10 protein-coding genes and 1 rRNA gene are annotated in these 10,062 nt (G+C 73.8%); 7 read left to right on the top strand and 4 right to left on the bottom strand.

Features of this window, described 5'->3' with window-relative positions:
* Together rrf and ACZ3YL_RS32040 are read left to right on the top strand one after the other, a co-directional pair.
* Nucleotides 1-76, top strand: a 5S ribosomal RNA gene (rrf, locus tag ACZ3YL_RS32045); the annotation flags it as partial.
* A gap of 230 nt (nt 77-306) precedes the next feature.
* Nucleotides 307-2,415, top strand: a complete 2,109-nt coding sequence (locus ACZ3YL_RS32040; RefSeq protein ID WP_188309725.1) for a phosphocholine-specific phospholipase C — start codon at nt 307-309, stop codon at nt 2,413-2,415.
* 115 nt (nt 2,416-2,530) lie between these two features.
* Here the strand turns inward: ACZ3YL_RS32040 and ACZ3YL_RS32035 are convergent, their stop codons facing one another.
* Entirely contained in the window at nt 2,531-3,190 is a 660-nt protein-coding gene (locus ACZ3YL_RS32035; protein WP_188309726.1) for a hypothetical protein, read from the bottom strand.
* A gap of 587 nt (nt 3,191-3,777) precedes the next feature.
* On the opposite strand from ACZ3YL_RS32035, the gene ACZ3YL_RS32030 reads away from it, so the two are divergent.
* Complete coding sequence (locus ACZ3YL_RS32030) at nt 3,778-4,863, top strand: C40 family peptidase (RefSeq protein WP_465660733.1); 1,086 nt, start codon at nt 3,778-3,780, stop codon at nt 4,861-4,863.
* Between the two features lie 100 nt (nt 4,864-4,963).
* Here the strand turns inward: ACZ3YL_RS32030 and ACZ3YL_RS32025 are convergent, their stop codons facing one another.
* Complete coding sequence (locus ACZ3YL_RS32025) at nt 4,964-5,317, bottom strand: hypothetical protein (RefSeq protein WP_465660731.1); 354 nt, start codon at nt 5,315-5,317, stop codon at nt 4,964-4,966.
* Nucleotides 5,318-5,476: 159 nt separating this feature from the next.
* Between ACZ3YL_RS32025 and ACZ3YL_RS32020 the strand changes: the two genes are divergently transcribed.
* Nucleotides 5,477-6,115: a hypothetical protein gene (locus ACZ3YL_RS32020; RefSeq protein WP_188309728.1), complete on the top strand. Its 639-nt coding sequence runs from the start codon at nt 5,477-5,479 to the stop codon at nt 6,113-6,115.
* Nucleotides 6,116-6,126: 11 nt separating this feature from the next.
* On the opposite strand, the gene ACZ3YL_RS32015 is transcribed toward ACZ3YL_RS32020, so the two are convergent.
* Together ACZ3YL_RS32015 and ACZ3YL_RS32010 are read right to left on the bottom strand one after the other, a co-directional pair.
* Complete coding sequence (locus tag ACZ3YL_RS32015; RefSeq protein ID WP_465660729.1) at nt 6,127-6,498, bottom strand: tetratricopeptide repeat protein; 372 nt, start codon at nt 6,496-6,498, stop codon at nt 6,127-6,129.
* A gap of 142 nt (nt 6,499-6,640) precedes the next feature.
* Nucleotides 6,641-7,372: an SDR family NAD(P)-dependent oxidoreductase gene (locus tag ACZ3YL_RS32010; protein WP_188309730.1), complete on the bottom strand. Its 732-nt coding sequence runs from the start codon at nt 7,370-7,372 to the stop codon at nt 6,641-6,643.
* 95 nt (nt 7,373-7,467) lie between these two features.
* On the opposite strand from ACZ3YL_RS32010, the gene ACZ3YL_RS32005 reads away from it, so the two are divergent.
* From ACZ3YL_RS32005 to ACZ3YL_RS31995, 3 genes are all read left to right on the top strand, one after another.
* Entirely contained in the window at nt 7,468-8,319 is an 852-nt protein-coding gene (locus ACZ3YL_RS32005; protein WP_188309731.1) for a LysR family transcriptional regulator, read from the top strand.
* A gap of 389 nt (nt 8,320-8,708) precedes the next feature.
* Complete coding sequence (locus tag ACZ3YL_RS32000; RefSeq protein ID WP_188309732.1) at nt 8,709-9,080, top strand: peptidase inhibitor family I36 protein; 372 nt, start codon at nt 8,709-8,711, stop codon at nt 9,078-9,080.
* Between the two features lie 7 nt (nt 9,081-9,087).
* A complete protein-coding gene (locus ACZ3YL_RS31995; protein WP_465660726.1) occupies nt 9,088-9,990 on the top strand; it encodes a hypothetical protein in 903 nt (300 codons plus the stop codon).
* The last annotated feature ends 72 nt before the right edge of the window (nt 9,991-10,062 follow it).

Here is a 10,062-nt window from a genome sequence, read left to right as displayed (position 1 = left end):
GAACCCGGAAGCTAAGCCTCACAGCGCCGATGGTACTGCAGGGGGGACCCTGTGGGAGAGTAGGACGCCGCCGAACAATTCTTCAGAAAAGCCCCCGCCGGGTGAACCGGGCGGGGGCTTTTCGCGTTTCCGACGGCCCTCGGGAGTTCTCCGGCCTTCCCGGCGTCCACAGTGGGAAGTTGACTGGACAACAGTTGGCCGAAAGCTCATGCGGCGTTCGCTGGAGGACTGTGTACGGCCCGTGTGCGATGCCTATGTTCGAGCCTTCTCCGTACCCGTGCAGTGCACGACTGGGAAGGACAACACGTGGCCTCCATCGACAGGCGTCGATTCCTCCAACTGGGTGGCGCGTCCGTGGCCGCCGCCGGCCTCGGGGCGTTCCCGCCCGCGGTCAGCAAGGCGCTGGCCCTGCCCGCGATCAGCAGGACCCGCTCGATCCAGGATGTCGAACACGTCGTCATCCTGATGCAGGAGAATCGTTCCTTCGACCACTACTTCGGCACCCTCCGCGGTGTCCGCGGGTTCGGCGACCCGCGACCCGCGCCGCTGCCCGACGGCCGACCGAACTGGCACCAGCCCGCCGCCGCGGTGAAGACCGGCCGGTACCACGACCGCGGCCTGCCCGCCACCGAGCAGGAGGTGCTGCCCTGGTACATCGACCCCAGGAACACCACCGAGCACCAGGCCGGCACCGACCACGGGTGGAGCAGCGGCCACCTCGCCTGGAACGAAGGGCGCCACGACCAGTGGGTGAACCAGAAGCAGGACGTCATGACGATGGGTCACCTCAAGCGCCAGGACCTGCAGTACCACTTCGCCCTCGCCGACGCGTTCACCGTCTGCGACTCGTACTTCTGCTCCGTCCACGCGGACACCGCGCCCAACCGCATCTACCTGTGGACCGGCACCAGCGACCCGCGCAACGCGTACGGCCGCAAGCCCAACGGTCCCGGGCTGGAGGAGCGCAACGACAAGAACGGCTACACCTGGACCACCTACCCGGAGCGGCTGGAGGACGCCGGGGTCAGCTGGAAGCTGTACCAGGGCGGTTCCGGCGAGCCGGGCACCCCCACGGACAACTACACCGACAACTCGCTGATGTTCTTCGAGCGGTACCAGGTCGCCGAGGGCGCCTCCGGCCCGCTGGTGGAGAAGGGGGCGAGCGACCACACCCTCAAGGAGTTCCGGGCCGACGTCCAGCAGGGCCGGCTGCCCCAGGTCTCCTGGATCGTGCCGCCGTACCAGTACAGCGAGCACCCCTCCGCCACCCCCACCGACGGCGCCTACTACATCAACCTCGTGCTGGACGCCCTCACGTCCAACCCCGAGGTCTGGGGCCGGACCGTCTTCCTCATCAACTACGACGAGAACGACGGCCTGTTCGACCACGTCGTCCCGCCGATGCCGCCGGTCGTCAGCCGCCCGGGCGGTCAGGGAATGGTCTCCACCGAACTGGAGGCCAGCCTCGGCGACGAGTTGCTCGACCTCGCCAAGTACCCGGGCGAGATGAGCCCGCTCGTCCCCGGCGCGGACCGCGGTGGGCTGCAGCCGATCGGCCTCGGCCCGCGAGTGCCACTGCTCGTCATCTCCCCGTGGTCGCGCGGCGGTTGGGTCTGCTCGGAGACCTTCGACCACACCTCCGTCCTGCGGTTCCTGGAAGCCCGGTTCGGCATCGAGGAGCCCAACATCAGCGCCTGGCGCCGCTCCGTCTGCGGCGACCTCACCTCCGCGCTCGACTTCTCCGGCGCCGACCCGCGGCGGGTCACCATCCCCGTACCGGCGCCCATCGTCTCGCAGGGCAAGCCCTACCAGGTGCCGCTGCCCCAGCGGATGCCCACCCAGGAACCCGGCACCCGCCCGGCCCGCGCCCTCCCGTACGACCTGCGCGTCAACGAGGACGAGACCGACGACGCGACGGTGTTCCAGCTCAACCTGGACAACAAGGGCACGGCCGGCGCCTGGCTCTACGTCTACGACCGGACGGCGCCGACGGCGGCCCCCCGCCGCTACACCATCACGGCCGGCGACAGCTTCGAGGACCACTGGCCGCTCACCGCCGGCGGCTACCACCTCGTCGCCCACGGGCCGAACGGCTCGGTGCAGGAGTTCGAGGGCAAGACGGTGGGCGGCCTGGTCGCCCGCTTCGAGCCCGCGAAGAACAAGGTGCGGGTCACGGTGTCCAACCACGGGGAGACGACCCGGACGGTCACCGTCGAGGACGCCTACGCCAAGGGCTCCCAGCAGGGCCGCACCCTCCGCCCCGGCGACGACGCCCGGTTCACCTTCGAACCGCGCGCCGACAGCCGCTGGTACGACGTCACCGTCACGGCCGCGGACGGACCGGCGTTCCGCCGCCGCTGGGCCGGCCACCTCGAGAACGGCCGCCCCGGCACCAGCGACCCCGGTCCGCGCTGACCCCGGACTGTGCTGACCCCGGACTGCGCTGACCCCGGTCCGCGCTGACCCGGGCCGGGAACGGCGACGGGTCGCCCGCCTCACAGCCGTGGGGCGGGCGACCCGCCCTACGCCGTCAGCCGGCGGGCTGCCAGGGGCGGCCCGGCACCCACAGCGGGACGGGGCCGACGCGGGGCATGGCCCGTGCGGCGTCCTCCTCCAGCCACCCGTCCACCCGCGCCGGATCGCCCCCGCTCAGCTCCACCAGCGAGGCGGCGGCGATCCGGGCGCAGCACAGCACCAGCGCCAGGGTGTCCTGGCGGCGGTGCCGCTCCCGCACGTACGCCTCGGCCCGCTCCTCGACGCGGACCCGGTGGGACGGGCCGTCCCCGCCGGTCAGGGCCTGAACCCCGTGCCACACCAGGGTCAGCGCGCAGGGCTCGGCCGGGTGGGTCACGCCCGTCCGGTCCGCCTGCTCACGGGCCTCCGCCGAGCGCTGCCCGAGCCACTCCAGGGCCGTCGGCCCGTCCTCCCCGCAGGAACGCAACAGCAGCTCGGCCGCCTGCTCCGCCACCGCCCGCAGCACCGCCGAGGCCGGCACCCGCAGGCCGGGCGCCGGAGCGTCGCCGAACGACACCCAGGCGTCCGCGAACGAGGCCGCGCGTAGCCCGCCCACCCACGCCGGCGCCCCGCCCGTGGCCCCCAGCCACTCATCGGCCCCCAACCGCACCAGCCCCACCGCGACCAGATCCGCCGCGTCCCCGTCCAGCCCCAGCAGCCGCCCGCTCCGCACCACGCACCCCCTCCTGCGCTCGTCCCACCCCGTTGGCCACATCCCACCACACCGGAACGGGAACGAACTAGGCAGGGGCACGTCACAAATCGATGCCGGTACGAAGTACCCGCCGGGCGGAGAGCCGGGAAGGCGGCTGGGCCCCGGTGGGCAGGGTGGGCCGGCGCGGTGCGTCGGGCGGGTGCCGTCGACGGGCTGCCGGCCGGGCCGGTCGGGGGCGGCGGCTGGAGCCTGGTGGGCGGCGCGGGCTCGGGGGATGTGTCGGCAGGCGTGGTCGGCGGGCCGGGGTGGGGGCAGGCACGGGTGTCCGCCGGAAGGCCGAGCGGGGGCCGGGTAGGACGGCCCGGTCGGACGGCCGAAGTGGGCCCCGGGGACGGGCCGGTTCGGACCGGGACGGGTTCCACTCCGAATTGGGGACGCGTCTCACCGCGCAGGCCAGCGCGGTGAGACGCGTCCCGCGGCCCGGTGGGACGGAAAGCCGCCTCCCGGGCGGACGGGGAGTGAGGCACAGTTCTGCTGCGACCCAGTGCTCACGAGCGGGCCTCCGGGACCGCTCCTGTGACGAACCCTCATGGATCCGGAGAACCCCTGTGAGTACCCTCCTCCCCACCCGGCGCCGGTTGTCGCTGGGCCTGGCCCTGGCGTCCGTGCTGACCGGCGTCGGCGCGTACACCGCCTCGGCCGCCTCCGCCGCGACCGCGCCGAGCCCGATACCCCTCACCTCCGCGGCCTGCCCGGCCAACCTGACGCAGGGTGAGGCCGACGGCTGCGTCACCCAGCTCCAGCTGGAGCTCAACCTGACCGGCGCCAAGATCGCCGTGGACGGCCAGTTCGGGCCGGCCACCGGTACGGCGGTGCGCGGCTTCCAGTCCTCGCACTCGCTGACCGCCGACGGCATCGTCGGCCCGGCCACCAAGTCGAAGCTCGACGCGGCGGCGGCCGCCGCCTCCGGCACCACCGTGGACCTGCGCACCCAGTGCGGAGACCTGCGGACCGGCGCCAGCGGGGCGTGCGCCACGACCCTGCAGACGATGCTGAACACCTTCGGCGCGGGCCTCGGCGTGGACGGGCAGTTCGGGCCGGCCACCGACACGGCCGTGCGCAACTTCCAGGCCTCGCACTCCCTGCCCATCACCGGCATCGCCGACACGGCCACCAAGAACGCCCTCTACGACAGCACCCCCACCCCGCGGCCCAGCGGCCCGATCGACTCCGCCAAGGTCCTCAACGCGGCCCAGTCCTACCTGGGCGTGCCGTACGTGTGGGGCGGCGGCCACTCGCTGCGCGGCGAGGGCCCCGGCCCGTCGCTGGGCACCTGTGACGGCTACACCGGCTCGATCCAGCCCTGCCCGGCCAACACCACGGCCGGCCTGGACTGTTCGGGCCTGGTCCGGGCCGCCTTCTGGTTCGGCGCCGGCATCGACCTCGCCAACGGCGGCGACACCACCGAGCAGACCCTGGACAAGCACCTCACCCCGATCACCGAGGCCCAGCGCCGGCCCGGCGACGTCGAGTACTTCGGCACCGACGCCCACAACACCGTGCACGTCGTGCTCTACGCCGGCACCGACCCCGCCACCGGCGCCGACATGATGTACGAGGCCAAGGAAACAAACACCAACGTCCACTACGTCACCCTGCACACCGGCGGCTACTGGTACCACGTCTCGGCCTGACGCCCCAGACCCGGCCCGTCCTCGAACTCTCCCCTGGGGGAGGGAGTTCGAGGACGGGCTTCGCCGTGTCGCCGCCGATGCGGGGCGGCGGTGGGCGGGGTCAGCCCTGACAGGTGAGGCGGAGGGCGGCGGCGAGGTGGGCGTGGGTGGGCTGTCCGGAGCCGGTCCAGTCCTGGCCGAGGTTGTGGAGGCGGACGGTGAGGGGGCCGGGCCGGGGGTGGTAGGTGCCGGCGTCGGCCCAGCCGCCGCGGCGGGCGGGTTGGTCGACGGTGAAGGAGTCGGGGTCGGTGGTGGCGGGGCCGGTCGGGCCGGCCTGGTGGGGGCGGTCGGGGACCGCCCGGGGCGGCGGGACGTGCACCGCGAGGAGTCCGGCCGCGGCGAGGCCGAGGGCTGCCGCGCCGCAGACCAGGTGCGCCCGCCGCGGTGCTCCGGTGGGCGATGCGGTCCTGGTCACGTGCTGGTGGCCGCTCCCCGGGTGGCCGTGTTCGCCAGGTTGCACGGATCGCGGCGGCCGCCCGGTTCAGCCCGGCTCGAACCCATCGGCGCCGCCGTCCGTGGTACTGGGTGAGGCCGGGTGACAGCCGGCGCGGACGGACGCGGGAGGACAGCAGCGATGGCCTGGTACCAGGGGCCGAGCCGGATCACAGTGACGGCGGTGGAGGGGGATTGGCCGCAGCGCGCGGTGGTGACCGTCCGGGGCGCCGCCCCGGTGGAGATCCCGGCGGCGGTCGGTGCGGTCCACCTGGTGGAGGCGGAGAGCTGGCAGCTGGCGCTGGAGCACCGGTTCGGGTCCGAGTGGTGCCCCAACATCCGTGCGGTGCAGGGGCGCTGGCAGGAGGTCCGGGGTGTGCTGACCCAGCTGGTGCACAGCCGCAACCGGGACCGGGCGGGGGACCGTCGGGACCGCAACCTGGTGCTGCGGATCGAGCGGGTGGAGCCGGACGGCGGCACGCCCGCGGCCGTGCCGGGGGTGTCCACCGTGCGCCGGACCACGACCGCGGGGGCCCCGGCCGCCCCGGCGGCCACGGGACGGCGGACGACCACCTCGGCGGCGGACCCGGACTTCCGGCGCCCCGCCACCTCCACCCGCCCGACCACCTCCACTGGCGCGGCCGCGCCCGGATTCCCGGCCGTCCCCGGATTCCCGGCCGTCCCCGGCGTCCCCACCGTCCCGGCCGCCGTCGCGAGCCCCGCGACCTCGGCCGCTGTTCCCGGCCGGCCCGCCTCGCCGTACCGGAGCCGGGGCGTCTGACCTCGCGCCGGTCAGGACCCGCACTGCGCGAGGCGGGCCCCGACCCGCTCCACCTGGCGGGTCAGCCGCCCCTGCTCGGCGGCGAGTTCGAGGGCCCGCTCCCCGTGGGCACGGGCCTCGGCGGTGCGCCCGCGGTCGTACAGCACCTGGCCCATGACGTCGGCGAAGTCGAACTCCGCGTGGGCCTGGGTGCCCTGCGCCCGGCCGAGTTCGCGGGCACGGTGGATCTGTTCCACCGCCTCCTCGGACCGGCCGAGCGCGCCGAGCACCTGGGCGTGGGTCTTGGTGGAGATCACCAGGTACGGGTCGGAGTCCCGACCCGCCGGCAGGTCGAGCGACTCGGTGATCGGGGCCAGGGCGTCCGCGGCCCGGTCGGCCCTCACCAGGGCGTCGGCCAGGTTGTTCAGCCGGCCCGCGCCAGAGGGCCAAGGCCTCGCGCGGCAGCGGCACGGTGGCCTCGTCCCCCACCCCGGCCTCCGGTCCGCACTGCCGTGCCCGCCCCCCGAGGGGCAGCCGTCGTACGCGTCACCAGGGCACGACGCCGGCGTCCTCGAAGAACCGGCCGGTCGGGCCGTCGTCGGGCAGGGTGGCGAGCTTGATGGCGATCGCCGCGCCCTGCTCGGTGGTGCGCACGCCGCGGAAGCCGTTGAGGTCGGTCGCGACGTAGCCGGGGCAGGCGGCGTTGATCAGGATGTTCGTCCCGCTCAACTCCCGTGCGTACTGGAGGGTGACGGCGTTCAGGAAGGTCTTCGACGGCGCGTACGCCACGGCCACCGGACCGGTTGTCTGCTCGCCACCGGTTCCGGACTGCCGGGTGAGGGAGCCGACGCTGCTGGACATGTTCACGATCCGCGGTGAGGCGGAGCGGCGCAGCAGCGGCAGCATCGCGTTGGTGACGCGGATGACTCCGATCACGTTGGTCTCCACGACCGTTCGGATGGTGGCGGGATCGACCCGGGTGGGCTCCTGCGGCATGCCGCCGGTGATGGCGGCGTTGTTGACGAGCACGTCGAGGTGTCCGGCCCGGTCCTCGATCAGCCGTGCGGCCGCTGTCGCGCTCGCGTCGTCGGTCACGTCCAGCGGGACGCCGAACGCGTCGACGCCGGCCGCGCGCAGCTGTTCCACCGCGGCCTGACGGCGCTGCTGGTCGCGGGCGCCGACGCCGACGCTCCAGCCGAGGGCGCCCAGGCCGGCGGCGATCTCGTAGCCGATTCCCTTGTTCGCGCCGGTGACCAGCGCAATCGTTCGTTCGCTCATGGGGACCATGCTGCTCCCGGCCCCCGGCCGAGGTCCAAGACCGATCGGGTGGGCATCGATACCGTTCGGGTATTGATCCGGAGTAGCGTGGGCGCATGGAGACGCGGGAACTGCGCTATTTCGTCGCTGTCGCCGAGGAGTTGCACTTCGGGCGCGCCGCGCAGCGGCTCGGGATCGCGCAGCCGCCCCTGTCCCGGGCGGTCCAGCGGCTCGAACGCCGCCTCGGGGCGGTGCTGCTGGACCGGACCAGCCGTACCGTCACGCTGACCGAGGCCGGTGCGGTGCTGCTGGTCGAGGGCCGAGCGGCGCTGGCGGCGGTCGACGCCGCCGAACGCCGGACCCGCCGGGCGGCCCTCCCGGCGGACGGCCGTCCCGGACTCGTCCTGGTCACGAAGGCCAATGCGTCCGGTGAACTGCTGGCGCGACTGCTCGACGCGTACGCCGCCCAACCCGGCGCGGCGTCCGTGGAGGTCCTCCTGTGCGGCCCGGCCGAGCAGGGACGGTTGCTGCGCGAGGGCCGGGCCGATGTGGCGCTGCTGCACCGGCCGTTCGACTCGACAGCCGGGCTCCACACCGAGGAGCTCAGCACGGAGGGCCAGGTGGTGGTCCTGCCGGCCGGGCATCCGCTCACCGCCCGGGCCCAGGTGCGGATGGCCGACATCACCGGGCTGCCGGGCCTGCCCCTGCCGCGCTGGCCCGACCCCGACGGCAGCTACCCGCCCGGCCCCGGCCCCCAGGTCCGTGACCACGCGCAGCTGTTGCAGCTCGTCTCGCTCGGCCGGGCCTGCGCGGTCTCACCGGAGTCCTGCCGAGCCCAACTGCACGGTGACCTCGCCGCCGTGCCCGTGCTGGACGCGCCGAACGTCACCACCGTGATCGCCTGGCCCCCGCACAGCCGGTCCAGGGCCGTCGCCGACCTCGTCCGGACCGCGACACGCCTCCGGTAGTCCCGAGACACCTGGCCGGGTTCCACCGGAGGCGGCCCGGTTCGACGTCGCGGGTCGTCCTGTCCCGAGTCGCTGACGGCCGCCCGCCGGCAGGAAACCGCGGTGGCCGTCGGCACCGCCCCATCACGCCGTCCCAACGGGCACGCGATGTCCCACAGTCGGCCCGGGAGGGCGGCTGCGCCGCTGCTCAGCGGCGCGGGGTCGTGGGACGCCGTCCCAGGGTCGGTACGGGCCGGTGGCGTCCGCCTCGGTGTGGCGCAGACTGACGAACAGCCGACGGAACGTCAGAATCCCTCGTCTCCAGGCGGTTTCAGTGATCCCGCGTGGCTTCGGGCGGTCCCGCTCGGTGGGAACGGCAAGCACCTTCACTCGATTCGAGGAGCCTGCTCATGTTCAAGAAGACCATCGCCTCCCTCGCCGTAGCTGCGGGCCTCGCCCTCGGCGCCGGCGTCGCCCTCGCCCCCGTGGCCGAGGCGGCCCCGTCCGGCTGCAACGCGGGCGGCCTGTGCGTGTACTGGAACGCCGGCTACAACGGCAGCGTTCAGACCGTCTACCGGGACAACGACGACCTGAGCCAGTACCGCAACTTCAACAACAGCCTCGGCGGCTCGGCGTTCAACAACGGCAACAGCTGCAACGTCGTCGTCTACGCCCAGAAGAACGCCCAGGGCCAGGGCTGGATCCTGTACCGCGGCACGGGCTGGACCCAGATTCAGGACAACCTGCCGTCCATCCTCTCCGACCGCTGGTGCACGGTCTGACCCAGTGATGAAGACCAGGATCACCTTCGCCCTCGCGGCGGTCCTCCTGGGCCTCGGTGCCGCCGGATGCTCCTCGTCCGGCGGCACCACCCCGCCCGGGGCCGAGCCGCGCCCGTTCGACGGTGTCGTCCACTACGACGAGCAGCAGCGCGTCGCCCTGCACGACGCCGAGGAGGGACTCGTCGCCGCCTGCATGCGAGGGCGCGGATTCGAGTACCGCCCGCAGCCCCTCGGCACCGGCGACCACCGGGTGGACGCCAACCCGTACGGTCTGCTCACCACCGCCCAGGCCACCGACGACGGCTTCGGCGTCATCAGCACGGAGCTGAACCTGAAGCCGGTCGCCGACCCCAACCAGGACCACGCCTCCGACCAGGCCTGGAAGGACGCGCTGCTGGGGACGGAGGCGCACCGGGTCACCGTCGACCTCCCGGACCGGCAGCAGTTCTTCTACAACGGCGACTCCTGCCTCACCCAGGCCGGCGACGCGCTCTACGGCCCGGACTACTACCGCCTGTTCAACACCTTCCAGGTGCTCAGCAGCAAGGTCGTCACCGGCGTCCAGGCGGACGGCCGCTTCACCGCCGCCGAGGGCCGCTGGCGCGACTGCATGACCGCCGCCCACCAGCCGGCCGCCCACCTCGGGGACCCGGTGGCGACGATCGACCAGCGGGTGAAGCAGGACGGCGGCGACCCGGGCAGGACGCACGAGCTGATCGGCGGTGAACTCGCCCTCGCCAGGACCTCGGCTCGGTGCCAGTCCCAGGCCGGACTCACCGACGCCGTCACCCAGGCGCAGACCGACATCGAACGGACCGTCCTCGGCTCTGACCGGCCCCAGCTGGACCGGCTCTGGACGCTGCGCCGACAGGCCCTCGCCCGGACGAGCCGCCCGACCACCGGCCCCTGAGGAGGCGTCGACAGAAGGAGTGCCGCCGGGGCCGGCCGGGCGCACCGCGCCGATTCGCACCGATCCGCACCG

The organism is Kitasatospora sp. NPDC023176 (assembly GCF_055560495.1).
The sequence above is the reverse complement of the archived record's forward strand: the minus strand, read 5'-3'. Positions and strand labels throughout refer to the sequence as shown.